The sequence below is a fragment of the Blastopirellula sediminis genome (assembly GCF_020966755.1).
GTDB lineage: Bacteria > Planctomycetota > Planctomycetia > Pirellulales > Pirellulaceae > Blastopirellula > Blastopirellula sediminis.
The window spans coordinates 70,763-97,669 of the sequence record NZ_JAJKFT010000004.1; the positions used below are offsets into that span (position 1 = coordinate 70,763).

Below are 26,907 nucleotides of genomic sequence, written 5' to 3' on the forward strand. Positions count from 1 at the left end.
TCAAACTACCCAGATTATACGTGAAAATGGGGGAATTCCCAGGCGTGCAACTCGCCAGCTGCTTCGGTAAATTGGCGTTTCGCAACCGAAAATCTTCCCAGGGACGACGAAGCGACCAATGAGCGAGTACTACATCAAGATCGGTGGGGAGCAGCGCGGCCCGTTTTCCCGTTTCCAGCTGGAGTCGCAGCCGCTGTCGGAGTCGACGCCGGTTCGCCAGGAAGGGACCGACCAGTGGCGGCGAGCCGGCGAGTTTCCAGAGCTGATGAGCCTTTTCCGCGGCTCCGGGGACGACCAGTATGGAAACTTTCGGGACGTGGTTACGGAGCCTTCTCCCTACGCGTCGCCGCAGGTCGAAGTCCATCAGCCGAGCGGCAGCACATTGCCGAAGGTCCTGGGAATGGTCTCGTGCGGTCTGGGGATACTGTCGTGGCTGTTGATGATCGGTTTCTTCGGCTTCGTCATTTACATGGCGATCAAAGAAGAGCAGGGGGGCGGTGAACCGCCGGAAGCGGTGATGGTGACGATTGGGCTTAGCTTCTGTTTGAACTTTGTGTTGATGCTAGCTGGCGGATTGGTCGGAATTATCGGCGTCGTTGTGCCGGGCTTGGGCAAAGGTTGGGCGATTGCAGGGCTGATTTTGAACGCGCTTCCCTTCCTGCTGTTGTTTGGATTAATTCTGATCGGAGCGGGGGTTGGTTAAGGTTTTGCTATTCACGTAGGCACGCCTTTCGAGGTAAAACCGAAGAGATTTCGCGGCTTAGGACGTTTTGACCGATACAACCGTCGTCATTGCGTCGATATACCGGGGAAGTGAATAGAGTTGGCTCTCGATTAGCAAGGATTCGCTAGCAAGAGCCGCCGCAGGGCAATACAACTTCCATCAGCAAAAGGATTTGCTGTGACAGAGATCCACCCGACCGCGCTAGTGTCGCCCCAGGCTCGTCTGGGCGCCGACGTTCAAATCGGACCGTTTTGCGTTATCGAAGCTGGGGTGGAAATCGGAGATCGCTGTCGTCTGGAGTCCTTTGTTACGGTCAAAACGGGCTCAAAGATCGGCTGCGACAACAAAATTTGTGATCATGCCGTAATCGGCGGCGGAGCGCAGCACATTCGGGCCCCCGAACACTCTGGCACGCTAGTCGTTGGCGATCGCAACCAGATTCGCGAATTCGTCACGATTCACCGCGCTCTGCATGCTGGCGAACAAACGATCGTCGGCAACGACTGCTTGCTGATGGTTCAGGCCCACATCGGCCATGACAGCATCATCGGCAGCAACGTCATCATCACGAACAACGCACTGGTCGCCGGACACGTGATCATCGAAGATCGCGCTTACATCTCCGGCGCCGTGGCGATTCATCAGTTCTGCCGCGTCGGCCGCAATGCGATGGTCGGCGGTCAGGCGCACGTCGTGCAAGACGTCCCGCCGTACGTGACGGTCGACGGTTGCTCGAGCCTGGTCGTTGGTTTGAACCTGGTCGGCTTGAAGCGGAACAACTTCGATTCGGAAACGATTCGCAACCTGAAGAAGGCGTATCGCATTCTTTATCGCTCGAACCTGACCAACGGCGAAGCGCTGGAAAAGATTCGGATGGAATTCTCCGGTACCCCGGCCGAACACTTCCACACCTTCCTGTCGCCGAGCAAGCGTGGCTTCATCCAAGCCCGCAGCCGCGGCCGTCAACGCCCGCTGCACGAAGAACCGGTCAAACTGCGAGTTCTGCCGGGCGAACCGAGCGAAAACGTCCGCCAAGCGGGCTAACCAGCGAACGAGCGACCAAGATCCAAAACAAGACAGCGCCGGCCATCGTGCCGGCGTTTTTTTATGCCCGCAAGAAATGGAAAGAGGCCGCAAGCAAAACTTGCGGCCTCTTTCGTATGTCAAATCAAATCGGCTGGTAGCCGATTCGACTTACTTCTTCTTTTTCTTCGAGCCGTTGCGGATGGCGGCTTGAGCGGCAGCCAGGCGAGCGATCGGCACGCGGAACGGCGAGCAGCTGACGTAGTCGAGACCAACGCGATGGCAGAAGTCGATCGACGCCGGATCGCCGCCATGTTCGCCGCAGATGCCGACCTTCAGCTTGCTGCGAGTCGAGCGACCTTTGTTGACGCCCATTTCGACCAGTTGACCGACGCCTGAGGTGTCGAGCGACTGGAACGGGTCGATCGGCAACAGTTCCTTGCTCAGGTAATCGGGCAGGAAGGTATTGATGTCGTCGCGGCTGAAGCCGAACGTCATCTGCGTCAGGTCGTTGGTGCCGAAGCTGAAGAACTCGGCGTGTTCGGCGACTTCGTTGGCGGTCAACGCAGCACGCGGAATTTCGATCATCGTACCGATTAGGATCGGCAGTTCGCCGCTGAACTTGGCTTCGGTCTTGACCTTTTCGATCGTTTCTTCGGCCTTTTCACGCAGCAGCTTCAATTCGGCGGCGGTACCGACCAGCGGGATCATGATTTCCGCTTGGGCGTCAACGCGCTTCTTCTTGCATTCGATCGCCGCTTCGACGATGGCGGTCACCTGCATCTCGAGGATTTCGGGATAGGTGACGCTCAAACGGCAACCACGGTGACCGAGCATCGGGTTCGATTCGTGCAGCTGAGCGACGCGTGAACGGACCTTGTCGGCCGAGACGCCAATTTCCTTGGCGATGTCGGCTTGGGCCTTGCTGTCGTGCGGCAGGAACTCGTGCAACGGTGGATCGAGCAGACGGACGGTAACCGGCAGACCCTTCATCGCGGTGAAGATGCCGACGAAGTCCTTGCGTTGGAACGGCAGCAGCTTGGCGAGCGCCTTGCGACGGGTCGCTTCGTCTTCGGCGAGAATCATCTCACGCATGATGCCGATACGTTCGTCTTCAAAGAACATGTGCTCGGTGCGGCAGAGGCCGATCCCTTCGGCGCCGAAGTCGCGGGCACGTTGCGAGTCGGCCGGGGTGTCGGCGTTGGTGCGAATGCCGAGGGTGCGGTATTCGTCCGCCCACTTCATGACTTTCGCGAAGTCGCCCGACAGTTTCGGTTCGGTGGTGGCGACCGAGCCGAGCATCACTTCGCCGGTCGAACCGTCGAGCGAGAGGATGTCTTTGGCGCCGTAGGTCTTGCCGCCGACTTTGATCTTCTTCGCCTTGGCGTCGATTTCGATTTCGCCGGCGCCAGCGACGCAGCAACGACCCCAACCGCGAGCGACGACCGCCGCGTGGCTGGTCATACCGCCGGTGCTGGTCAGAATGCCCGCGGCGCTGTGCATGCCGTCGATGTCTTCCGGGCTCGTTTCTTTACGAACCAGGAGGACCTTTTCGCCGGCCTGGGTACGCAGTACCGCTTCTTCGGCGGTGAAGGCCAGGGCGCCGACCGCGGCGCCGGGCGAAGCGGGCAAACCGCGAGTCAGGACGGTGGCCGACGATTTGGCCGCAGCGTCGAAGCTCGGCAGTAGCAGCTGCGTCAGGTCGTTCGCCGGGATGCGCGACAGGGCGGTTTGTTCGTCGATCAGGCCTTCTTTGACCATATCGCAGGCGATCTTCACCGCAGCGGCGCCGGTACGCTTACCGTTACGCGTTTGCAGCATGAACAGGTCGCCCTTTTCGATCGTGAACTCGATGTCCTGGACGTCTTTGTAGTGCGTTTCGAGCGTGTCTTTAATCTCGAGCAGTTGCTTGTAGACCGCACGATTCCATTTCGACATCTCGGCGACCGGCTGCGGAGTGCGGATACCGGCGACGACGTCTTCGCCCTGAGCGTTGATCAGGAACTCGCCGTAGAACTTGTTTTCGCCGTTCGACGGGTTACGCGTGAACGCAACGCCGGTGCCGGAGTCATCGCCCATGTTGCCGTAGACCATCGACTGGACGTTGACGGCGGTGCCGAGCAGACCGCGGATGTTTTCCACTTCGCGATAACGGACGGCGCGGAAGGTGTTCCAGCTCTTGAAGACCGCTTCGATCGACAGTTCGAGCTGCTTCAGCGGATCTTGCGGGAAGTCTTCGCCGGTCGCCTTCTTGTAGACCGCTTTGTAAGCTTCGCAAAGTTCGATCATGCCCGGACCCGGCACGTCGGTGTCTTGCGCTGCGCCGTATTTCAGTTTGATGGCGGTAAACGCTTCTTCGAAGTCATGGTGGTCCATGCCCATTACGACGTCGCCGAACATGTTGATCAGGCGGCGATAGGCGTCGTAAGCGAAACGTTCGTTGTTCGTGGCGTTCGCCAGGCCGACGACCGAGGTGTCGGTCAGACCGAGGTTGAGAATCGTGTTCATCATGCCCGGCATCGAGACGGCGGCGCCGGAGCGAACCGAAACGAGCAGCGGGTTTTTGTCGTCGCCGAACTTCTTTTTCAGTTCTTTTTCGAGAATGGCGATGTTCTTCGTGACTTCTTCCAGCAACGTCTTAGGAAGCTTTTTGCCTCCCTTGTAGTACATGTCGCAGACTTCGGTCGTGATGGTGAACCCGGGCGGAACCGGCAAGCCGATGTTGGTCATGTCGGCCAGGTTCAAGCCCTTACCGCCGAGAATCGCTTTGGTCACCCCTTTGCCTTCGGTCTTCGTTTTGCCGAAGTAGTAGACCATCTTCGCGCTTTTGGCAGCCGCCTTCTTTTTCGCCATCTTTTCAAACCTTCTGTACGTTGAGGTGCACGATGCGTGTGTTGGGGAACTTCCGTTTCGTATGGTCTCGAACCATGGCGGCGCCCTGATTACGGGCGCTTTCTCCTACCACAGATCGGTATCTGCAAGCCAGACAAAGCCAGCAATGTAATGGAGGCTTCTTTTGAGCGTCAAGTACACAAGAGTTGCGCAGACGCTGGTTTTTGGCCGAAAACGCCGCGATTTTTACTTCGCGGCGATCTCGTCGACGCCCATGAAGGGACGCAGCGCGGCCGGAATCTCGATCGATCCGTCGGCCTGCTGGTAGTTCTCGAGAACCGCGATAATCCCGCGGCTGATGGCGATCGCCGTGCCGTTCAGGGTGTGGGCGAAGTGCGTTCCCTTCTCCCCTTTGGTTTTGTAGCGAATGTTCAGGCGGCGAGCCTGGTAGTCGGTGCAGTTCGAGGTGCTGGTCACTTCGCCCCATTCGCCCGCTTCGCCGCGGCCCGGCATCCAGGCTTCCAGGTCAAATTTGCGATAGGCCGGTCCCCCCAAATCGCCGGTCGCCGTGTCGACGACGCGGTAGGGGATCCCAAGTCCATCGAAGATCTGGCATTCCAGGTCGCAGAACTTGTCGAGGGTGGCGTCGCTCTGATCGGGGAGGGTGAATGCGAACATCTCGACCTTGGTGAATTGGTGCACCCGGTAGAGACCGCGCGAGGCGCGGCCGGCCGAACCGGCTTCGGTTCGATAGCAGTGGCTGACGCCGCAGTAGAGTTTCGGCAGGTCTTCCGCTTCCAACACCTTGCCGGCGTTCATCCCGCCCAGGGTGATTTCGGCGGTCGCGACCAGGTTGAGATCGCTGTTTTCGACGCTGTAGATTTGCGTTTCCGGACCACGAGGAATGAAGCCGACCCCGTGCAGAATCTCGGTTCGCGCCAAGTCGGGCGTAATCGTCGGCGTGAAGCCTTCTTTGATCAAGATGTCGAGAACGTAACGCTGCAGCGCCAGTTCGAGCAGCACCGCTTCGTTCTTCAGGAAGTAGAAGCCAGCGCCGGCGACTTGGGCGCCCGATTCGAAGTCGATCAGATCAAGCTTCTCCGCCAACTCGACGTGATCGAGCACTTTGAAGTCGAACTTCCGCGGCTCGGTCTTGCCGCGACGAAGCTCGAGATTCGCCTGATCGTCGGCGCCGATCGGAGCGGCGGGGTGGGTTAGATTCGGAATCAAGCGGAGCAGGTCGATGATCTCAGCGTCCAGTCGATCGACCTCCTTCTGTGCGGCGTCCTTCTCTTCCCGCAGCTTGCGTCCTTCCTCGATAATTTTCGGACGCTCTTCCGCCGAAGCCTTGCCGATCAGCTTGCTGGTCTCGTTGGCGCGACGGTTGAAGTCTTCCGTCTCTTGCTGCTTTTGACGGCGCTCTTTTTCGAGCGCAGCCACTTTGGCGACGTCGGCGTTGACGCCGCGCTTTTGGCAGTTGTCTTGGACGAGTTCAACGTTGTCGAGTACGAACTTACGATCGAGCATGATAGACGGACTGGGGAAAATTAGGCTTGGTTCGGGGTAATTTTGCTAAGCGTTTGCCAGAGCGCGGCGCTCGCTTTGATGCCGCGATGAAAATCGGCCAAACAGAATTTTTCGTTGGGGCTGTGCGTGTTGTCGTCGTTCAGGCCCCAGCCGAGCAGCAGGACGTCGACGCCAAGTTGTTCGACGAAGTTAGTCACGATCGGAATCGAGCCCCCTTCGCGAATGAAGACCGGCGGACGGCCGAAGCCCTTTTCGATCGCCGATGCGGCGGCCGACATGTAGGGACTGTCGAGCGGCACGACGAAGCCGGGAGCGCCATGGAAGTCGATCAACTCCATCTTGATCCCCGGCGGAATGAGCGCTTCGAGATGCTTTTTCAGCGACTCCGAAAGTTGCTTCGGATCTTGGTGCGGGACCAAACGAAAGCTGAACTTGGCCGACGCTTTGGCCGGGAGAACGGTCTTGGCGCCTTCGCCCTGATAGCCGGAGGTGATGCCGTTGATGTCGAAGGTCGGACGAGTCCAGCGACGTTCGAGAGTCGAATAGCCGGACTCGCCGGTCAATCCGGTGACGCCGATTGAACGCATGAAGTCGGCGTCGCTGAAATCGAGCGACGCGAACTGATCTCGTTCTTCGTCGGTCAGCGGGTCGACGTCGTCATAGAAGCCGGGGACTTGAACGCGTCCCTTGTCGTCGATCAGCGACGACAGCATCTTGGCGAGCGTGTTGGCCGGATTGGTGACCGCGCCCCCAAAGGTTCCGCTATGCAGATCCTGCTTCGGGCCGGTCAGCTTCAGTTCGTAGTAGGCGATCCCTTTCAGACCATAGGTGATTGCCGGCTGGCCGGGACCAAACTGGCTGGTATCGCTGATGACGACGACGTCGCATTCAAGCATCTCGTCATGTTCTTTGATGAAGGGAACGAGGTGCTCGCTGCCGATTTCTTCTTCTCCTTCGATCAGGAACTTCACCTGAATCGGGAGCTTGCCGACCGACTTCATCCAGGCTTCGACGCTTTTGACGTGCGTCAGCATCTGCCCCTTGTCGTCGGTCGCGCCGCGGGCGTAGATGTTGCCGTCGCGGATGGTCGGCTCAAACGGCGGGCTCTTCCATTCGTCGAGCGGTTCCGGCGGCTGCACGTCGTAGTGTCCATAGACCAGCGCGATCGGCGCGCCGGGAACAGCCGGGCTTTCGGCGTAAACGATCGGGTGTCCGGCCGTTTCGTAGATTTTCGTTTGAAAGCCGAGATCGCCAAATTGTCGATGCAACCAAGCGGCCGCTTCGCGGACATCCTCTTTGTAGCGGCTGTCGGTGCTGACGCTCGGGATCTTCAACAGGTCGCAAAGATCGGCTTCGAACTTGGAGCGATTTTCGCTCAGAAACGTCTGTAGTTCAGACATGAATGCTCAGAATCAAATGTGAGAGGCGCGGACTGGGAATTGACCGCAAAAATACTTTCCGCAAGAGACAGCGGTACAATATAATGGCAGGCCGCAGCTTCGAGTATGCCACTCCCAACAGCGGGAAACTGTTGGAGGCATGACGGTTACGCGAATTCGCCTTTACCTTTGGATAGACAGTATGGGGAATAACGAGTCATCGGTCGCTGAGCCTTGGGAAGCGACTACGGTAAAAACAAAACCGAAAAACGACCCGAAACGGAAAAAGCAGCCGCGTTATAACGTCATTTTGTGGAATGATGACGACCATACCTACGACTACGTCATCCTGATGATGCGCGACTTGTTCGGCTTGACGATCGAGGCCGGTTTCAAGATTGCGGAAACCGTCGACAAGACCGGTCGGGCGATTTGCCTGACGACAACCCGTGAGCATGCCGAGCTAAAGCGAGACCAGATCCACGCTTACGGCCGCGACGCGCTGATGGCCCGGTCCAAAGGATCGATGTCGGCGACGATTGAACCGGTCGAATAGCCGCAAATTTCCCTGTTTAACATTTTGATCTACCTTGAACCGATCCACGCCCGCCGCCGGATCGGTTATTTTGTTGGCGATGATGACCGAAAAAGCACTGAAAACCGTCACCCTGGGCTGCAAAGTCAATCAATACGAGACCGAGCTGGTTCGCGAAGGTTTGGTAACCGCAGGATATCGTGACGCCGCCGAAGGAGAATCGGCCGATCTTTGCGTCGTGAATACTTGTACGGTGACCAACGAAGGGGACTCCAAGAGTCGTCAGGTAATTCGCCGTTTGGCCCGCGATAATCCCGATGCGCGGATTGTGGTGATGGGCTGTTACGCGACCCGGGCGCCGGAAGAATTGGCGGCGCTTCCCAACGTGGTCGAAGTGGTCGAGAACAAGCGGGAGATTCCCGATCTGCTGGGACGCTTCGGGGTGATCGACGTCCCGAGCGGCTTGTCGACCTTTGGCGATCGCCATCGCGCTTACGTGAAGGTGCAGGACGGTTGTCTCCTGCGCTGCACCTTCTGCATCATTCCGACGGTGCGACCCGAAATGTATAGTCGCCCGGCCGAGGACATCGTGGCCGAAGTGGCGCGTCTGGCTGACAACGGCTTTCGTGAGATCGTGCTAACCGGAATTCATCTCGGTCACTTTGGGGTCGACCTGAACAAAGGGAAGCCGAAGTCGGAGTGGATGCGACTGGCGCACCTGGTGCGAGATCTGGCGAAACTGGACGGCGATTTCCGAGTCCGGATGAGCAGTATCGAAGCGACCGAAGTGACCCGCGAGTTGATCGACGTGATGGGGGAATTCCCCAATCGGGTCTGTCCTCATTTGCATATCTCGATGCAGAGCGGATCGGACGCCGTCTTGCGGCGGATGCGTCGTCGCTGGGGGGCTCAGCGTTTTGTCGATCGCTGCAAATTGCTGCAGGCTAGTCTTGATCAGCCCGCTATTTCAACCGATATCATCGTCGGCTTCCCCGGCGAAACCGAAGCGGAGTTCGAAGAGACCTGCGCCGTTTCGCGCGAAGTCGGCTTCTCGAAGATCCACATCTTCCCGTTCAGCCCGCGGAAAGGAACGCCGGCGGCGGAGATGCCCGATCACATTCCCGGCGACGTGAAAGCGGATCGTCGCCGTCGTCTGGCGGACGTCGAAACGGAAGCGCGCGAAATCTATTTCCGCTCGCTGGTCGGCAAGCGGCTCGCCGTCTTGGGAGAAGCGGCCGAAACCGACGCAAGCGGCCAAGCGATCGTGCGGGGAACCGCGTGTCGTTACGCTCCAGTATCTTTCTCGGCCAGCGCGGACGCCGTCGGCAAATTGACGCAGGTCACGGTCGAGCAGGCCGAATCGGAGTTGCTGCTCGGCGTTCAGGCCTGATTTCGCAGTCGCAGGAGATCAATAGAACGGTTGTAACGAAGGCGCAAACCTTATGACCGTTCAATTTGTTCCGCCGCTGCGATTTCTGCCCCACAGGTCATCGTCTACCGATGAAAGAGGAGAGACGCAGATTTCTCCCGAGGGGCAGTACGTAGCGAGATTCCCGTGGCGACAGCGACGATAAAAGAATCCGGCATCTTGCTGGAAGCCGGCACCAATGAAGCGGAAATCCTGGTTTTTCAGGTCGGCGAACAATACTTTGGCGTTAACGTCGCCAAGGTGAAGGAAGTGCTGGAAATCGGCGAAGTGACCGCCGTTCCGCATGGTCACCCGGCGATTGAAGGGCTGGCGCAGATTCGCAACGAGGTCGTGACCTTGGTGAATCTGGCCCAGTATCTGTACGGGGATGAAGTCTTCCCGCAAACGAACGGCGGCAAAGACTATCTGCTGCTGCTCGAGTTTAATTCGCAGCAACTTGCATTTCGCGTGCAGCGAATCCAGCGGATCTATCGCGTTAGCTGGACCGCGACCCGGCCGCTTCCCGAAGCGCCCGGAATGACCGCGCCGGTGACGAGCGTGATTCTGCTCGACGGTCGTTTGATTCAGATTCTCGATTTCGAAACGATCGGCAATCGAATCGGTCAGATCGACCAGGCTTCGTCGGTACAGGATCATCATGTCGAACGGATCGAGGCCGCTGATTGCCCGATCGTCTTCGCGGAAGACTCGCGAATGATTTCGGAAATGATCCAGGACTCGTTGCACGCGGCCGGTTTTTCCAACGTCCGCGGATTTACCGATGGCGAAGACGCGCTCCGCTACTTGCAGATGTTGGCGGCGGAGCACGACGCATCGACGATTCGCTCGGCCGTCAGCGTGGTGGTGACCGACGTCGAAATGCCGCGGATGGACGGTTTCAGCCTGGCGAAGCGGATCCGCAGTAACGAGCGACTCGCCCAGTTGCCGATCGTCATCTTCTCGTCGCTCGTCTCACGCGACAACGAAAAGAAGGGACGACAAGTGGGCGTCAGCTGCCAGGTCGCCAAACCTCGCTACGAAGAGCTGGTCCTGCGAATCCGCGAAGCGGCGGGGATTCTCTAAGAAGTCCGTCCGTTTGGCGCCATGCTCTTGCGGCGTCTTCGACGGATGAGCATGTCTTCAATGCGTATTGTCCGGGACGAAGACATGCTCTTCTCACGAAGGCGCGATAAGAGCATGGCGCCGGCAACGCCTTGCTAGCAGCCTCTGATTTTCTCCCCAGTTTTCCCCTCAAGATTCGCCTTGCTTTTGCCGGGGGGCTTTTGCTACTGTTCGCCCCGGTCGCGCGGCCTTGTTCGGTCGCGGCAATCTCTACGTCCATGCGAGTTAGAGAGCAAGGATGCGAAATCTACAAATCACTTTGGCGGCGATTCTTGGTACGGCGATCAGCGCAGCAGCGCTGGCGGCGCCTCCGTGGGCTCGTTTGATTCCGTTCAAGAACGTCGAAGCGGACGTCAATCAAGACTACAAGCTGTCTGACGCCAACGGGCCGTGGATGATCATGGCGACCTCGTTCAGCGGACCTGGCGCCGCTCAAGACGCGCACAACCTGGTGTTGGAACTCCGCAAGGAATACAACATGGAAGCGTACGTCTACGAACAGGCGTACGACTTCACTCAGAAGGTGGACGGACTGGGCTACAACCAGTACGGCGAGCGCAAAAAGATGCGATACGCCGACGAAGGAAAGTACACCAGCATCGCGGTGTTGGTCGGCAATTTTGAATCGGTTGACGACGGCGCTCTCGAAAAAACTCTCGAGAAGTTGAAGGACGCACAGCCGAAATGCTTGTCGGGCGACCAGTCGCAAACGTCGCAACATGATGCGATCAAATACCTGCGTCGCAAGATTCAGGAAGCGGTCACCGACAAAGAGAAAAAAGAAAAGGGCCCGATGGGGCACGCCTTCGTTTCGCGTAACCCGCTGCTGCCGGACGAATACTTCCAGCAAAAGGGAATTGAGCCGCTCGTCTTGAAGATGAACGAAGGGGTTGCGAACAGCCTGCTCGACTGTGAAGGAAAGTATAGCGTTCGCGTGGCGACCTTCGCCGGCGCTACCGAAGTCGACGCCAAGAAGATCGCCGAGATCGAAAGCAAGAACATCGTCAGCGGCAGCCGTTTGGCCGTCGCCGCCGAGAAAGCGGAACGCCTGACCGCCAAGTTGCGAAAGCAAGGAGTTCCCGCTTACGTCTTCCATGATCGCTCGGAAAGCATTGTGACGGTTGGCTCGTTCAGCTCGGTCGGCGCTGAACGTGCCGACGGCAAGATGGAGATCGATCCGCAGATTAACCGGATCATCAACGACTTCCGCGCTACGCCAGTCGCAGGCACTGCGAACTTCACCCCGAAGACGATCGACGGCGTGCCGTTTGACGTCCAGCCGGTGCCGGTTACCGTCCCGAAGAAGAGCGTCGGCGGCGACTACGCCAAATGGAACTTCCTGAAGTAACGCTGGCGTCAACGTTTCCAGAAGAGATCGCAAAGGCTTCTCATCTTCCCGGATGAGAAGCCTTTTTCTTTTCCCCATGTCCCCTGCTTGGTCGCGACGGTTGGGCTGTTACATTGGCTGGGACGCGTGGGACTTAATTGACGAGGAAGCGATGGCGAAAAAGCGACTGTTGGTGCTCGGAACGCATAACAAAAAGAAGGGCGCCGAAATGGCGGCGCTGCTCGAGCCTCTCGGGATCGAACTGCAGACTTTGGCGCAGACGCCTGGCGCAATCGAGGTGGAAGAAGACGCCGATTCGTTCGCCGGCAACGCCGAGAAGAAAGCGGTCGAGCAGGCGAAGCATCTCGGCGTGTGGGTCTTGGCGGAAGACAGCGGATTGTGCGTCGACGCCCTGGCCGGCGAGCCGGGGATTTACTCGGCCCGCTTCTCAGGGCCGGGAGCGACCGACGAGTCGAATAATCAGTTGCTGCTGGAAAAGCTGGCCGGAGTTACCGACGCACGGCGGACGGCGCACTACGTTTGTACTATGCGGCTGGCGGCGCCCAGCGGCGAAATCATGGCAGCGAGCGAAGGGATCTGCCGCGGCAGGATTGTGCACGAAGAGCGAGGGAGCGGCGGGTTCGGCTACGATCCACTCTTCGAGCTGATCGAATATCGCCGGACGTTCGGCGAGATGGGCGGAGCGGTCAAATCGGTGCTGAGTCACCGAGCGAGAGCTTCCCGCAGATTGATACCGCAGCTGCTTCAGCTGGTGATATCTGGGAAGTGGGCGAATTAGTCGCTAGCAAAAAAAATGAGCGAGCCGTTGGATAAAGGCAGCCCGCTCTTTATGAAATGTAGACCGTTAGATGACCTCCGTAAGTTAGCAAAGCAGTTATAATCTTTGCAAGAGCATTTGGGTAATTTTGGACGAATTTCTTGCCGGAGCGCGAAACGTGACGATGCGAAGATTCATTCCAGCTTTTCTGGCTGTTTGCGTAGCGGTCTCGATTCCGGCGATCGCTTTGTCCGAAACGACCGACGAGTGGGTCGATCAGAACTTGCCGGGGCTGCTGGAAATTTACAAAGATCTCCATGCGCACCCGGAGGTTTCGTACGAAGAAGCGGTCACCTCGAAAAAGCTGGCCGACATTCTGCGTGACGCCGGTTATGAAGTGACCACCGACGTTGGGGGACATGGCGTCGTCGCCGTTTTGAAGAACGGCGAAGGTCCGACGTTGATGCTTCGCTGCGATATGGACGGTCTACCAGTGACCGAACAAACGGAGCTGGTTTATGCGTCTCAGGAAAAAATCACGACCAGCGACGGCGTGACGACCGGCGTGATGCATGCCTGCGGTCACGACGTCCACATGACCAACTTGATCGGCGTCGCCCGATTTTTGGCGTCGCATCGCGACCGGTGGCAAGGAACGCTGGTCCTGATTTGCCAACCAGCCGAAGAACGCGGCGGCGGCGCGAAAGCGATGTTGGAAGCGGGGCTGCTGGAGCGTTTTCCGAAACCGGATTATGCCCTGGCGCTGCACGTCGCCGCGACGCTGCCGGCCGGGACGATCGGTTATCGTGCCGGGTATGCGATGGCGAACGTCGACAGCGTCGACATTACGATCCATGGCCGCGGCGGACATGGCGCCTATCCGCACGCGACGATCGACCCGATCGTCCAAGCCTCGGAATTGGTGATGTCGCTGCAAACGATCGTCAGCCGTGAAGTCAAACCGATTGATCCGGCGGTGATCACGGTCGGTTCGATGCACGGGGGCGCCAAGCACAACGTGATTAGCGATCGCTGCGACTTGCAGCTGACGGTTCGCAGTTATGGCGACAAAGTTCGCGCCCAACTCAAAGAAGCAATTACCCGCCGAGCTAACGCGATTGCTGAAGCTTACAACGCTCCCGAGCCGACAATTGTTTACTCCGAAGGAACGCCGAGCCTCTTTAACGATCATGAATTGGCGAAAGAGATGGTCGGCGTCTTTCGCGCAACGTTGGGAGACGAAAATGTCTCCCCCAGCGAACCGTCGATGGGAGGAGAAGACTTTGGACGCTATGGTTTGGCGGGCGTCCCGATCCTGATGTTTCAGCTTGGTTCCGTCGAGCAGAAGCGGTTGGACCGTTTCGCGGAATTGGGACAAGATCCCCCGTCGCTGCACTCGCCGTTTTATTACCCTGACATTGAACCGACTTTGCGTACAGGATTGCGTGCGATGATTGCCGGTTCGCTCGACTTGCTTCAGGCGCCCCCTGCCGAAGAACAACGCAACTAGCATGCAGAAATTGCGGACAGGGCTGATAATCGTCGGCTATTTCTTGATAGTCGTGGCGGTGATCGGCGCGATGAGTTCGGCGAGAAGCTGGGCGTTAGCGGAATTGGATACGGCGGACAGTCGAGAGCAATGGAGCGACTTTCGACATCGCGTCCAAACCCAGATGGAAGAGGGGGGAGCACCGGTGGCCCGCAGCGTTCCCAAAAGCGCCGAACCACCCACTTTTGTGCTGCTTCGAGATCATTTTTACGTGCTCCTGGCCTTTGTTTTGCTGATAAGCACTTTGCTTTACTGGGTATCGGCATGGATGTTTTCGGGCGCCCTGCGAACCTCGGCGCCGTATGGCGACTCTCGGTCGTAGGAATCTGCTGCCCGCTGTCCCCGGAGTTGAACTAGAATACTGGCATGAGTCCCTCCAGTCGGCAAAACGAAACGCGTCAACCAGAGCTGCTGGTGCGGCATTGGCCGCTCGTGCAGTCTCCTTGGGAAACCGGCGGGATGGCGATCGCCTTCGCGGCGGTGGGGCTGATTGCGCACTACGCGTCAGCCAGTTGGTCGCTCGGTTTGTTGTGCGTGGTTCTCTTGCTGCTCACGTCGTGGCGGATGTGGTTGCCGGCGACCTTTGAGATCGGCCCTCGCGGCATCGTGCAGAAGAACCTGTGGGGACAGCGCCGCATTCAGTGGCGCAGCGTCGAAAGTTGGCAGCAACAGCGCAAAGGAGTGCTGGTCTATTTGCTGGCCGACGCTTCGGCCGCAGCCGAGTTGAGCAACATCTATATCTCGGGCCCGGGGCAAGTCGATGAGATCTGCGAGATCATCGACTTCTATTTGCAGATTCGCCGCTCGGGCGGCGGCTCGTCGATCTTGCGACACGACGACAGCGCCGATTCGATCGGAACGCCTCCCGTCTCGGCGTCCCGTTAAAGCGAACTCGTATCGACTTTAAAGCAGGAAGCCTTGTGCGCGCTTCCTTCCAACTGGGGCGGCTTGCTGCGGCAGATCACTTCGTCGACGATCGGGCAGCGATCGGCGAACGGGCAGCCAGGATAGGCTTTGTCGGGCGAAGGAACTTCTCCCTGCAAGACGACTCGCTGGCGCGTTCGTTCCAGCGCCGGATCGGGAACCGGAATCGCCGACAAGAGCGCCTTCGTATAGGGATGCTGCGGCGATTCGTAAAGCTCTTCGGCCGGCGCCATCTCGACGATCCGTCCCAAGTACATCACGCCGACGCGCGTCGAGATATGACGCACGACGGAAAGATCGTGTGCGATGAACAAGTACGAAAGCCCCAGCTTTTGCTGCAAGTCCATCAGCAGGTTCACGACTTGCGCTTGAATCGAGACGTCGAGGGCCGAGACCGGTTCGTCGCACAAGATCACGCGGGGGCGAACGGCCAAAGCGCGAGCGATGCCGATACGTTGCCGCTGACCGCCGGAGAACTCATGCGGATAGCGATTGATGTAGCGGGGGTTGAGCCCGACCAGTTCCATCAGCCGCATCACTTCCAGCTTGCGATCGACGCCGCTGGCCAGGTTATAGATTTTGATCGGTTCGCCGATGATCGAACCGACCGTCATCCGCGGGTTGAGCGACGCAAACGGGTCCTGGAAGATCATCTGCACGTCGCGGCGATAAGGACGCATCGCGGCGCCGGTCAGCCCGTCGACGCGACGGCCGTTGATGTAGACTTCGCCGGCGGTCGGCGGAGTCAGATTCAAGATCGCCTTGGCCGTGGTCGATTTACCGCAGCCCGATTCGCCGACCAGGCCGAGCGTTTCCCCTTCCCCCAGCGTAAAGCTGATGCCATCGACGGCGCGGACGAAACCGGATTCGCCGGTGAACCAACCGCCGCGGCGAAAGGGAAAGTGGACCTTCATGTCGCGCACTTCCAGCAGCGGCGGTTTCGCCGAGACTGCGAGCAGCGGTTCTTCTGTCAATTCCAACGTCACGATTGGTCCTCGCTAATCTGCGACGCTGCGTCGTGTCGCGGCGCTTCATCAATATTGACCAGGCAAGCGTAGCCGCCGCCGGATGGGGAGTCGAACAGCGGCGGATCGACTTCGCTGCAGTTGGCGATGCTGAAGGGGCAACGCGGGCGGAACGAACATCCGCCGGGGAGCTTGGAAAGATCGGGCGGTTGACCCGGAATCGGGCGCAACTCGGCTTCCAGTTGATCGACGCGCGGCGCCGATTCGAGCAAACCAAGCGTATAGGGATGCCGCGGATTCTGGAACAGTTCGTCGACGGTCGCCTTTTCGACGACGCGACCAGCGTACATCACTTGCACGCGATGCGCAATGTTGGCGATCACGCCCAGATCGTGCGTGATCATCAGGATCGCGGTTCCCTCTTGCTCCTGCAGCTCTTTCATCAGTTCCAGAATCTGGGCCTGAATCGTTACGTCGAGAGCCGTCGTCGGCTCGTCGGCGATCAGGATGTCCGGCTTGCACGACAAGGCCATCGCGATCATCACGCGTTGACGCATCCCGCCGGAGAACTGATGCGGATACTCGAAGACTCGCTTACTTGCTGACGGAATGCCGACTTTCTCCAGCATTTCGATCGCGTGCTTGGTCGCCTCTTTGGCCGAAAGCCCCAGGTGGCGGCGCGTTACTTCGGTCAGCTGATCTTCGACCGTCAAAAACGGGTTGAGGGCGGTCATCGGATCTTGAAAGATCATCGCGATCCGGTTTCCGCGGATGTTGGATAATTCCTTCGACGACATCTTCAGCAGATCTTTGCCGCGATAGATCGCGCGTCCGGAAACGATCTTGCCCGGGGGCTGCGGAATGAGTCCCATCAGCGCCAGCGAGGTGACCGACTTGCCGGAGCCTGATTCGCCGACCACGCCAAGCGTTTCGCCGGCGCGCAGTTGCCAGTCGACGCCGCGCACGGCGGTGACCAAGCCGTCGTCGGTATGAAACTCAACGCGGAGGTCTTCGACGCGAAGGAGCGGATCTTGCGTATTGCTTGTGGACGCCATGCCGGTTCCTTAGCGATTCTTCATGCGGGGATCGAGCGCGTCGCGAAGACCGTCCCCCAGAAAGTTGAGCGAGTACAACGTCGAGGCCAGGGCGATCGCCGGGAAGACGATCAGCCACCAGTAAATCCGAATCGGCGTGATCACCTTCAAGCCTTCGTTGGCGAGCAGTCCCCACGAGACGTTCGGCTCTTCGACGCCAATCCCGAGAAAGGAGAGGAACGCTTCGAAGAGCATGACCGACGGAATCGTCAGCGTCAGGTACACGATCACGACGCCCAGCACGTTGGGAACGAGGTGAACGAAGACGATACGACTGGGGCTGGCGCCGATTGTGCGAGCGGCGTCGACAAATTGTTCGTGCTTCAGGCTGATTACCTGGCCGCGGACGACGCGGGCCATCGTCAGCCAGTAAATGGCGCCGATCAAAAAGTAGAACGCGACGATACGATTAATGCCATATGATTCCAGGTTCGCTTTGATCGACGGTTCGCTGATCACCATCACCACGAAGATCACGATGAAAATGAACGGGATCGAGTAGAGAATGTCGACCACCCGCATCATCGCGTCGTCGACATGCCCGCCGACATAACCGCTGATGGCGCCATAGCTGACGCCGATGATCAAGGAGACGAAGGTCGCCACCACGCCGACGATCAGCGAAACGCGAGCGCCCCAAAACAAGCGAGACAACATGTCGCGGCCAAGATGGTCCGAGCCGCAGAAACTGGGAATCGCCCAGTCGCCGAACATCTTTAAGCGGGTGCGGATCAAGGCTTCGTCGAACGCGCTCGGGTCGTTCCAAAGCGTCTTAATCGCGGCGTCGAGTTCCTCTCCGCTCAATTCGGCCAGGCCAAGTTGAACCGGTTCGCTGTTGGGCGCCGCAAACGACCGATCGCGTAGATGCTGTTCGACCGGCGATTGCAGAGGAAAGATCGGAGTCAGCACCGCCGACAGGCTAAGCAGGACCAGAAAGACGAGCGCGCCCATCGCCACCCAGTTGCGACGCAAGCGACGCCACGCGTCTTGCCAAAGCGAAACGCCTTGAATCGCGCTGGCGTCACGCAGCATGTCGCGGTAACGGTCGAGCGGCGGTAGTGCGTCTTCGAAGTTGCGGTTTTGCGAGTTCAAGGGGAAGAGCCGATAACGGAGGAATGCTATTTCAGTTTGATCCGCGGATCGAGCAGTTGGTACGAGACGTCGACCAGCGTATTCATGACCAGCACCAGCGCCGTCGAAACCATGACGATCCCGAGCGAAGTGGTGTAGTCGCGCTGGGTAACCGCTTCAATGAAGTGCGTTCCCAGCCCCGGCAGGAAGAAGATTCGTTCGATCACCAGCGAGCCGGTCAAAATCCCAGCGACCGCAGGACCCAAGTACGAAACGACCGGCAGCAAGGCGCCGCGAACCGCATGTTTCAGGACCACCGTGCTCGGCATCAGCCCTTTGGCGTAAGCGGTCCGAATGTAGTCCTGACCAAGCACGTCGAGCATGCCGGTACGCGTCAGGCGAGAAATGTAAGCCGCGAAGGGCGCCGCCAGGCAAATGGAGGGAAGGACCATGTCGATCGGTTTCCCCCAGCCGGCGGCCGGGAACCATTTCAACTGGAAGACGAAAACCATAATCGCGAGTCCCGCGAGCACAAAATTGGGGACTGCGATCCCGATCGTCGCCATCGAGCGGAAGAAAACGTCGAGCAGCGAGTTGCGCCACAACGCCGAGATAATCCCGGCCGAAAGACCGACGATCAGCGCCATCGACATCGCCAAGACGCCCAGCGTTGCGCTAATCGGGAAACCTTCCGAGATGATCTCGCTCACTTCGTAGTCGTTCAGCACCTGGCTCGAGAGGAAGTCTCCTTGGCAGGCGTTACTGAGGTAATACCAGTACTGCACCGGCCAGGGATCGTTCAAGTGAAAGCGATCCTTCCGCATCTTTTCGATTTCAGGCGGATAGGCGCGTTCGCCAGACATCGGCCCGCCGGGGACGGACAACATCAAGAAGAAGCTGAGCGTGTAGACGAGCCAGAGCGTGATGACGATCCAGATGGCTCGACGAATCAGAAAACGAATCAACGGAGACCCTCCGCCTCGAAAATGCGAGCTTTTTCCGCTTCGTCGATTTCCAGGATATGCAAGGGATGTAAATCCTGAATGTTGGGATAAAAATTCTTGACGTATGGGCGAACGATATTCAGCGAAACGTAATAGTAGATCGGCAAGATCGGCATTTCATCCATCAGGATTTGCTCGGCCTTGCTCAGCATCTCTAGACGTTTGACCGGATCGGCTTCGGCCTGGGCGTCGCGGATGAGTTGATCATACTCGGCGTTGCTCCAGCCTGTCTGGTTGTTTTCGCCCCCGGTGACGAACATATCGAGAAAAGTGTTCGGATCGGGGTAATCGGCGATCCAACCGGCCCGCGCGATGTCGTATTCGAGGTTACGAGAAGAAGCCAGAAAAACGGACCATTCCAGGTTGCGCAGTTCGACGTCAATCTGCAGGTTCTTCTTCAACTGTTGCTGCACGACCGACGCGATGTCTTTGTGCCCTTCGTGGGTGTTGTAAAGGATCTGAACCTTGGGCAAACCTTTGCCGCCGGGATAGCCGGCTTCGGCGAGTAAACGGCGGGCTTCTTCCGGGTCGTACTCGCCGGTATGTCCGCCGCCGTAACCAGCCAGGCCAGGCGGAACGTAACTGGTCGCCGGGATCTGCCCGGCCTTGGTGACGTAGTCGACGATCTCCTGTTTGTTGATCGCCAGGTTCAACGCGCGGCGAACCTTCGGATTATCGAGCCCCGGCCGCGTCGTATTGATCCGGTAGAAGTACGTGGTCAGCATCGGCGCGATCCGCATGTCGGACTGCGAACCTTCCGGCTTTTCCGCGTCACGCTTCAGTAGCGACGGCAGAGCAGGGGTCGGAACCGTGATCCCCCAGTCGATCTGCCCATTCATATACATATTGAGGACCGTCGTGTCGGACTGCACCGCTAATACGTCGATGATGTTCAGCTTGACGTTCTCGGCGTCCCAATACTTCGGGTTTTTTCGCAAGCGGATCCGGTCACGAATGCGGCGGAACTCAAGCGTGAAGGCCCCATTGGAAACGATGTTTTCCGGCTTGGTCCACTCGGGATAGCCGTAGGTCTCGATGCAGGTCCGATTGACCGGGTGCATCGGATAGAAAGCGACCAGGTCAAGGAAATAAGGAGTCGGGTTGGTCAGCGTCACTACCAGCGTGTGATCATCGGGCGCCTTGATGCCGACTTCGTCAAAGTGAATGGTCAAGAAGTTGACCGGCTGAACCTTCGGATCGTCTTTGAGAATCTGGTTGCGAATCGCGTCAGACTCAGAAAGCTTCACGAACTTTTTGATTTCGCCTGGCGCGTCCCAGGCGATCTTGCCATCCTTGGTCGGCTTCACTTCGACTTCAAAGATCTTGCCTTCGTCACCGGCGACGGCGGTTACCTTCTTCAGAATGCCGGACAGGATCGTTCCGCGCGGAAAATGCTGTTCCGAGTTGCCATCGGTTGCCGGAAACATCTTGGGACCGGCACGATCGGGCAGTTCAATCTCGACCCGGTCGCCAACTTCGACCTTTGAGAGAGAATACTTCTCCGCATTTTTGACATACCACAATTGGTAGGCGTATTCGGACGGCAACTGGGGGTGCAAGAAGCGTTGCCATGAGAAGACCCAGTCGTGGGCGGTAACTGGCTCACCATTGGACCAGACGGAGTCCTCCCGAATGTGGAAGGTATAGGTAAGTTTGTCTTCGGATAATTCGTAAGAAGTCGCCTGGCCGGGGGCGGCGACCAAGACGGTCGGATCTTCTTCGCTGGGGAGTCGCTGATAGAGCCCCTCAAAGAGCGCTTCGATCACACGCCCTTCCGGGGCGCCGGTCACCATTTTCGGGTCGACCGACTTCACTTCGGTCCCATTGGCGAACGTAAAATCAGCCGGCGGGAGGTCGCTGAACTGGAAAACGGTAGCCAGCGCGATAGCGGAGAGGCCTAGTAGGAAGAGGGGAAGAAGGTACCGCAGGGGGAATTTCATGATTTTAGGCAAACATTGAATATTGCGGATACGACGACCTAATGTCTGAATGTAGGCGGGCGGGGCGGGGAACTCAACCTGTTTTCCCCATGATGGTTAGGTAGATTGTCCCTTTTCGCTGTTGTGGCAGCGATTTCTCCACAAGAGATTTTTTACCTACGGCTTCCCGTGTCAATTCGACAGCTCGGCTATTCCGTTTTCACATGAACATTTCTAGAATGCCAGACGTACTCACATCAATTCGGGCGCAAGGCATCGTTGGTTTTCTAGCCAGGAAAACCGTTTTTTTGCTTGCTTGTCGAAGCGAAGGATATCGCAACGACGAGATGGGACAGCTTTTGCGGATTTTGTTTTAGTCGAGCCGCAGGAGTACTGATACGCAAGCGCGCTTCGTTGGAACCTTGTTGCGCCGCGCGAATGGGTCGCGACTTCTCATTCGCTCATACCGGCGTCGCATCTGCCGCGTTTTGCTTACGCATCCTGTTGCTCGACGCTCACGGTCTACGACCTCCGTATCTCCGTGCGCGGTAGATGTATTACACAAGGAACTCAGCACATGTCGCTAGCGCAAGACTACGCGTTCAGCTCGCTTTCTGACCGCCCCGCCGCTCCTCGAACCTTTCAGCCGAGCGAAAACGGAAGCGTTTCGGCCGAAACTTCGACTCCTGCGGCGACGGCTACTGTTGGCCCCAATCCGTTAAATGACGGAACGGCCAAAGATCTCGTCCAGCTCTTCAAGCTGTTGGCCGACGAAACTCGGCTCCGTATTCTCTGCTTCCTGCTGCAAGAGAAAGAATTGAACGTTCGCACCCTGTGCGAATTGCTTGGCCAAAGCCAACCGGCCGTCAGTCACCACTTGGCGCTGATGCGCGTCGCGGGACTGGTCGATTCGCGTCGCGACGGCAAGCACAACTTCTACCGAATCCTGCCGGATCGCGTCGGCGAGCTGTTGGAATTGTTGTTCCAGCACATGCCGGGGGTCGACAATAGCGAACTGCGCGTGCAAGAACACTGCGTACGCTATTTCACCGTTTCGCAGTAACGCGGCCGTAGAAATGAAGCCAAAGTCGGAGAGGCTGGCCGCGAGCGATCAAGGTTTGTTCGCGGCCAGCAACTCAACGACGAGGCCTTCAACGTCAGCGTAGGTAAACGCTTCCTCTTCGGAGGCGACGCCCGAGTTGTCGAATCGCTTGGCGAGCGTTCCGTCTTGTGCGTAGACGTAAACCGCTGGCGGCGATCCCAGCTTCAATTTCTTGAGCATCGTATCGGCGTCGTCTCCCGCCAGCACGTTGTCGAACGTTGCGCCGAACTTGTCTAAGAACTTCTTGACGTGCGGGATGTATTCCTCGGCCGGCTTTTTCGGCAGACCGATGTAATCCAAGCTGACGCTGATGCAGACGACGCCCCGGTCGGCGTATTGCCGGTCGAGATCGACTAGCCCCGGAAACTCTTTCACGCAGGGCGGACAATCGGTCGCCCAGTAGTCGACCACCACCACTTTACCCCGTTGGCTTTCGACCAGCATTCGGATTCCTTCGTAGTCGAGCACGCGGACGGTCACTTCTTTCGGCGGAGCCGCCGGCGCGACCGTCGCCGGTTCGCTTGTCGAGGCCGACGAGTCTGAGCCGCTTGGCTTAGCGCAGCCGAGCAGGAGCAGAGAGGGGAGAACGACCGCCAGCAGGTTTCGCAGTAGAGGTTTCACAGGGCGCCCTTCGCTATCTTTTCGGGATGGGTAGGTGACACTAGCATAAGGAATTCCCGATTATCGCCCAACAGACCCGGTGCAAATGTCTGATTTTGAACATCTCCGCCATAAACCTCCCTCGGCCCTGGATGAGCCGCGGCAGCTGATCGTCGCCTGCTGCCAACTGCGGAGTAACGTCAATCTGTCGCGCATCGTCCGAACCGCCTCTTGCTGCGCCGTTTCCCGCGTGATCGTGACCGGGAATATGAAAATCGACCCGAAAATTGCCCGGGATGGCGCTGAAAAGCTGCCGATTTCTCGGCATCGCTCGTTGCCGCCGGTATTGCGCGATCTGAAGGCCGAAGGGTATCGCCTGGTCGGGCTGGAGCAAACGACTAACTCGCAAGACATTCACCACTTCTCATTCGTCCGCAAGACGGTGCTGGTGATCGGCAACGAACGGCAAGGAACGCCGGACGACGTTTTGCGACTGCTCGACGACGTGGTCGAGATCCCGGTCTACGGGATGCCTTACAGCTACAACGTGGCGACCGCCACTTCGATGGCGCTGTATGAGTTTTGCCGACAGTTTCCGAACGGCTAGGCTTGCTGCATTACCTTCGCCGCTTCCTGGCAAAGCTCTTCGGTCCGATCGATGGTCGGGCTTTCCGCGATGATGCGAACGATCGGTTCGGTGTTGCTGCCGCGGATCAAAAGCCACGCGTCATGCCAAGCGAAACGCAAGCCGTCGAGTCGGCTTGATTCGGCGTCCGTAAAGTGAGCGACCAACTTGTCGAGCGATACGGCAAGTTGCTCACGATCGAGCGGCATCGTCGTCTTCAAGATTTCAAACCGCGGGATCGAGTCGGTCAGCGTCGCGACCGTTTTGCCCGATGCGGCCATTGAATCGAGGATCAGCGCCATGCCGACGAAGCTGTCGCGGATATAGCCGACGCGGGGATCAATCGGGCCGCCGTTTCCTTCGCCCCCGAAAACCGCCTGCTTGGCGATCATCATGTCGGTGACGTTCGCTTCACCAACTGCCGAACGATAGATTGGGGCGCCATGCTTTTTGGCGATCGCCTCGTTCATCAAACTGGTGGCGCAGTTGATTACCACCGGGCCTTGGCGACTCGCCAAAACATGGTTCAAACAAAGGGCGACCGTATACTCTTCGCCGATGTAGCGCCCGGCCGAGTCGATGATCGCCAAGCGGTCGGCGTCAGGGTCTTGGCAAAAGCCGATATCGGCGCCTGACTCGACGATCTTGGCGCAAACGCCTTGCAGGTTGGTTTCGGTCGGCTCCGGCGTATGGAGGAAATTGCCGCTCGCTTTGTCCCCCAGGATCTCAAAATCGCAGCCGAGCGCTTCTAGTAGTTTTCGCCCCAGCAAGCTGCCGGCGCCTTCGTTGGAATCGAGCAGAACGCGGAACTTCCGCTTTTGAATGCGGGCGACGTCGACGATCGCCAGGACGCTTTCCAGATGTTTGGAAAGCGTATCTTCGCAAAGGGTCGACGAGCCGAGCGAATCGTGCGGCGCCCAGTTCGGCTCGCCAGTGCGATAGGCGTTCAGCACCAGTTCTCCCCGGGCGGCCGGAATGACGCGACCGTCGGGGCCCATCAGCTTGATGCCGTTGTACTGGGGTGGGTTGTGACTGGCCGAGATTTGGACGGCGCCGCCGCAGCCATATTGTCGGGTTAGTACGCCAACTGTCGGAGTGGCGGCGATATCGGCTTGAATGACGTCGCGGCCGCAGAAGGCGAGGGTCCCGGCGATCAGTTCTGCCAATGGTTTGCCGCTGGGACGACCGTCGCGTGCGATCAGGATCGGGCCCGGCGCCGCTTCTCCCGCAAAAGCGGCGACGTACTTGACGGCGATCTCCGGCGTCAGCGACTCGCCGACGACTCCCCGCAAGCCAGAAACGCTGATGATCGGGTCCTTCACGGCTTCTTCCTTCTGATTTGGTGCGATCGCAAAATCGGCGGCACTCCGTAACCGTTCAATTTCCCAGCAGAAGCGCAGCGAAGTCAAGAGCGGACCGCCGATGCCCGATTGAAGCGACTTCCCTTTCCCCCGTAAAATCGGGGTCGAAAATTACTGCCGTACTGCTGAAGGAGCACTGATGTCGAGCGAAGTCGATTCGTTGTTGAGCCAAATCCAAGGGGCGGTCGCCGCCGAAAAAGTTACCGCCAGCGCCGCGGAAAACATCAAAATCTGGCTCACCCAATCCCGGTACGCGACGTACGCTTCGCAAGTCGCCGAGCTTATCAAGAAAGAGGAATGGCAAGCCCTCGACGATGCGTTCTGGACCGTCATTCCGTTCGGTACCGGCGGTCGCCGCGGTCGGATGTATCCGATCGGATCGAATGCGATTAACGAACGAACCATCGGCGAAAGTGCTCAAGGTCTCGCTTCGTACGTGAAGGAAACGGTCGAAGGTCCGTTGTCGTGCGGGATCGCCTACGACACGCGGCATCGTTCCCGCGAGTTCGCCGAGCTGTGTGCCCGGATCATGGTCGCCAATGGGATCAAGGTTTACTTCCTGGACGACTATCGCAGCACGCCGGAACTGTCGTTCCTGGTCCGCTACAAGAAGTGCAGCTGCGGCATCATGGTGACGGCGAGTCACAACCCGCCGAGCGACAATGCGGTGAAGGTTTACTGGTCGACCGGCGGCCAGGTTCTGCCGCCGCATGACAAAGCGATCATCGACCGCGTGATGAACGTCGAAGAACTGCCGCTGGAGGTCAACTTTGACGACGCGGTCGCCAGCGGAAACGTCGAAATCTGCACCGCCGAAGTCGACGCCGCGTTTATCGAAAACGTGAAAGGGCAGCGCTTCGCTGGGCCGCGCGATTTGAAGCTGATCTACTCGCCGCTGCATGGGGTCGGCGCTTCGGCGGTGATTCCGGCGCTGAAGGCGGACGGCTTTACCGACGTCGAAATCTACGGTCCGCACGCCGAACCGAACGGCGATTTTCCGAACGTACCGGGACATGTCTCGAATCCCGAGAACCCGCAAGTCTTTGACGCGATTATCGAACGCGCAAAAGAGGCCGGCGCCGAGTTCGTTCTGGCGACCGACCCGGACTGCGATCGGGTCGGCTGCGCCGCTCCGGTGACGTCCGATCTGCAAGGTGAATGGCGGACCTTCAACGGCAATCAGATCGGCGCCCTGCTGTGCGATTATGTTCTTAGCAAGAAAAAGGCTGGGGGCGGAGTTGCGGCCGACAACTACGTGATCAAAACGTTGGTCACCACCGAGATGGTTCGCCGCATCGCCGATAGCTACGGCGTGAAGACCTATGGCAATTTGCAGGTTGGCTTCAAGTACATCGGCGGCACCATGGACGAAGTCGGCCCTGACAACTTCCTGTTTGGCTGCGAAGAGTCGCACGGCTATTTGGTCGGGCAGTACGCTCGCGACAAAGACGCCGCGGTGGCTTCGATGCTGCTGTGCGAACTGGCGGCCGACTGCAAAGCGAATGGGCAAACGCTGCACGAAAAGATGGAGTCGCTTTGGTGGCAACATGGCTACCATGCCGAGCACCTGCTGAACCAGAAGATGGAAGGTTCGGAAGGGATGGCCAACATGAAAAAGTTGATGGCCAAGTTCCGCGAACAGCCGCCGAATTCGCTGGGGGGACTCAAGTTGCTCCGCGTCCGCGACTACAAGAACGACGTTATCGTCTCGGCTGCCGGAGAAAAATCGCCGCTGAACGGACCTCCCGGAGACATGGTGATTCTTGACCTGGAAGAGGGGAATTACGTCGCGGTTCGCCCGTCAGGGACCGAGCCGAAGGTGAAGTTCTACATGTTCACCTACGTCGAGCCGGAACAACTGTCGCTGCTCGAGATGGCGATGTCGGCGATGGAAGAGCGAATTGCCGCCTTTGAAAGAGAGCTGAAAGCGTTCACCGCCGCGATCTAAGCGAAAACCGGCCCTGCCCGAATTTTGCCGACGCTCTACAATGAGGGAGAACTTTTTCTCCCTCATTTTTTGCGCGCATGTCCGACTCCG

Annotated in this window: 23 protein-coding genes; 13 read left to right on the forward strand and 10 right to left on the reverse strand. The window is 58.4% G+C overall.

Annotated features, from left to right (window positions below; all coding sequences use genetic code 11):
• The first annotated feature begins 118 nt into the window (after positions 1 to 118).
• Complete coding sequence (locus LOC68_RS04120) at positions 119 to 703, forward strand: DUF4339 domain-containing protein (RefSeq protein WP_230216058.1); 585 nt, start codon at positions 119 to 121, stop codon at positions 701 to 703.
• 198 nt (positions 704 to 901) lie between these two features.
• Positions 902 to 1,768, forward strand: coding sequence for an acyl-ACP--UDP-N-acetylglucosamine O-acyltransferase (gene lpxA / locus LOC68_RS04125; protein WP_230216060.1), 867 nt, complete (start codon positions 902 to 904; stop codon positions 1,766 to 1,768).
• Positions 1,769 to 1,918: 150 nt separating this feature from the next.
• Here lpxA and ppdK read toward each other — a convergent pair whose 3' ends face one another.
• From ppdK to LOC68_RS04140, 3 genes are all read right to left on the reverse strand, one after another.
• Positions 1,919 to 4,600, reverse strand: coding sequence for a pyruvate, phosphate dikinase (ppdK, locus tag LOC68_RS04130; protein WP_230216062.1), 2,682 nt, complete (start codon positions 4,598 to 4,600; stop codon positions 1,919 to 1,921).
• A gap of 225 nt (positions 4,601 to 4,825) precedes the next feature.
• A complete protein-coding gene (serS, locus tag LOC68_RS04135) occupies positions 4,826 to 6,106 on the reverse strand; it encodes a serine--tRNA ligase (protein ID WP_230216064.1) in 1,281 nt (426 codons plus the stop codon).
• 20 nt (positions 6,107 to 6,126) lie between these two features.
• Positions 6,127 to 7,506, reverse strand: coding sequence for a dipeptidase (locus tag LOC68_RS04140; RefSeq protein ID WP_230216066.1), 1,380 nt, complete (start codon positions 7,504 to 7,506; stop codon positions 6,127 to 6,129).
• Positions 7,507 to 7,687: 181 nt separating this feature from the next.
• On the opposite strand from LOC68_RS04140, the gene LOC68_RS04145 reads away from it, so the two are divergent.
• The 8 genes from LOC68_RS04145 (at position 7,688) to LOC68_RS04180 (ending at position 15,089) form a co-directional block, all read left to right on the forward strand.
• Complete coding sequence (locus LOC68_RS04145; protein WP_230216068.1) at positions 7,688 to 8,041, forward strand: ATP-dependent Clp protease adaptor ClpS; 354 nt, start codon at positions 7,688 to 7,690, stop codon at positions 8,039 to 8,041.
• A gap of 34 nt (positions 8,042 to 8,075) precedes the next feature.
• Complete coding sequence (gene mtaB, locus LOC68_RS04150; protein ID WP_230216070.1) at positions 8,076 to 9,410, forward strand: tRNA (N(6)-L-threonylcarbamoyladenosine(37)-C(2))-methylthiotransferase MtaB; 1,335 nt, start codon at positions 8,076 to 8,078, stop codon at positions 9,408 to 9,410.
• 165 nt (positions 9,411 to 9,575) lie between these two features.
• On the forward strand, positions 9,576 to 10,511 hold the full coding sequence (locus tag LOC68_RS04155) for a chemotaxis protein (RefSeq protein WP_230216072.1): 936 nt from the start codon (positions 9,576 to 9,578) through the stop codon (positions 10,509 to 10,511).
• Positions 10,512 to 10,788: 277 nt separating this feature from the next.
• On the forward strand, positions 10,789 to 11,898 hold the full coding sequence (locus LOC68_RS04160) for a hypothetical protein (protein WP_230216074.1): 1,110 nt from the start codon (positions 10,789 to 10,791) through the stop codon (positions 11,896 to 11,898).
• Positions 11,899 to 12,049: 151 nt separating this feature from the next.
• Positions 12,050 to 12,676 (forward strand): RdgB/HAM1 family non-canonical purine NTP pyrophosphatase, encoded by a 627-nt coding sequence (rdgB, locus tag LOC68_RS04165; RefSeq protein WP_230216076.1) that lies wholly within the window; start codon positions 12,050 to 12,052, stop codon positions 12,674 to 12,676.
• Positions 12,677 to 12,839: 163 nt separating this feature from the next.
• Positions 12,840 to 14,165, forward strand: a complete 1,326-nt coding sequence (locus LOC68_RS04170; protein ID WP_230218449.1) for a M20 metallopeptidase family protein — start codon at positions 12,840 to 12,842, stop codon at positions 14,163 to 14,165.
• A gap of 1 nt (position 14,166) precedes the next feature.
• Positions 14,167 to 14,526, forward strand: a complete 360-nt coding sequence (locus tag LOC68_RS04175; protein ID WP_230216078.1) for a hypothetical protein — start codon at positions 14,167 to 14,169, stop codon at positions 14,524 to 14,526.
• A 44-nt stretch (positions 14,527 to 14,570) separates the two neighbouring features.
• Entirely contained in the window at positions 14,571 to 15,089 is a 519-nt protein-coding gene (locus LOC68_RS04180) for a hypothetical protein (protein WP_230216080.1), read from the forward strand.
• Here LOC68_RS04180 and LOC68_RS04185 read toward each other — a convergent pair.
• From LOC68_RS04185 to LOC68_RS04205, 5 genes are all read right to left on the reverse strand, one after another.
• Positions 15,086 to 16,042, reverse strand: coding sequence for an ABC transporter ATP-binding protein (locus LOC68_RS04185; protein WP_230218450.1), 957 nt, complete (start codon positions 16,040 to 16,042; stop codon positions 15,086 to 15,088). The genes LOC68_RS04180 and LOC68_RS04185 overlap by 4 nt on opposite strands.
• Before the next feature lie 68 nt (positions 16,043 to 16,110).
• The gene (locus LOC68_RS04190) at positions 16,111 to 17,148 is read right to left on the reverse strand and encodes an ABC transporter ATP-binding protein (protein ID WP_230216082.1); all 1,038 of its coding nucleotides are present in this window, start codon (positions 17,146 to 17,148) and stop codon (positions 16,111 to 16,113) included.
• 9 nt (positions 17,149 to 17,157) lie between these two features.
• Positions 17,158 to 18,219, reverse strand: a complete 1,062-nt coding sequence (locus LOC68_RS04195; RefSeq protein WP_315858850.1) for an ABC transporter permease — start codon at positions 18,217 to 18,219, stop codon at positions 17,158 to 17,160.
• Positions 18,220 to 18,305: 86 nt separating this feature from the next.
• Positions 18,306 to 19,223, reverse strand: coding sequence for an ABC transporter permease (locus tag LOC68_RS04200; RefSeq protein WP_230216086.1), 918 nt, complete (start codon positions 19,221 to 19,223; stop codon positions 18,306 to 18,308).
• Complete coding sequence (locus tag LOC68_RS04205; protein ID WP_230216088.1) at positions 19,220 to 21,202, reverse strand: peptide ABC transporter substrate-binding protein; 1,983 nt, start codon at positions 21,200 to 21,202, stop codon at positions 19,220 to 19,222. Before LOC68_RS04205 ends, LOC68_RS04200 begins: the two co-directional genes overlap by 4 nt.
• 556 nt (positions 21,203 to 21,758) lie before the next feature.
• On the opposite strand from LOC68_RS04205, the gene LOC68_RS04210 reads away from it, so the two are divergent.
• Positions 21,759 to 22,244 carry an ArsR/SmtB family transcription factor gene (locus tag LOC68_RS04210; RefSeq protein WP_230216090.1) on the forward strand — a complete coding sequence of 162 codons (486 nt, stop codon included), beginning with the start codon at positions 21,759 to 21,761 and terminating at the stop codon, positions 22,242 to 22,244.
• A 48-nt stretch (positions 22,245 to 22,292) separates the two neighbouring features.
• Here LOC68_RS04210 and LOC68_RS04215 read toward each other — a convergent pair whose 3' ends face one another.
• Entirely contained in the window at positions 22,293 to 22,904 is a 612-nt protein-coding gene (locus LOC68_RS04215; protein WP_230216092.1) for a TlpA disulfide reductase family protein, read from the reverse strand.
• A gap of 85 nt (positions 22,905 to 22,989) precedes the next feature.
• On the opposite strand from LOC68_RS04215, the gene LOC68_RS04220 reads away from it, so the two are divergent.
• Positions 22,990 to 23,490 carry a TrmH family RNA methyltransferase gene (locus LOC68_RS04220; RefSeq protein WP_230216094.1) on the forward strand — a complete coding sequence of 167 codons (501 nt, stop codon included), beginning with the start codon at positions 22,990 to 22,992 and terminating at the stop codon, positions 23,488 to 23,490.
• Here LOC68_RS04220 and glmM read toward each other — a convergent pair.
• Positions 23,487 to 24,830, reverse strand: a complete 1,344-nt coding sequence (gene glmM / locus LOC68_RS04225) for a phosphoglucosamine mutase (protein WP_230216096.1) — start codon at positions 24,828 to 24,830, stop codon at positions 23,487 to 23,489. The genes LOC68_RS04220 and glmM overlap by 4 nt on opposite strands.
• Before the next feature lie 178 nt (positions 24,831 to 25,008).
• Between glmM and LOC68_RS04230 the strand changes: the two genes are divergently transcribed.
• On the forward strand, positions 25,009 to 26,817 hold the full coding sequence (locus tag LOC68_RS04230) for a phospho-sugar mutase (RefSeq protein WP_230216098.1): 1,809 nt from the start codon (positions 25,009 to 25,011) through the stop codon (positions 26,815 to 26,817).
• Positions 26,818 to 26,907: the final 90 nt, after the last annotated feature.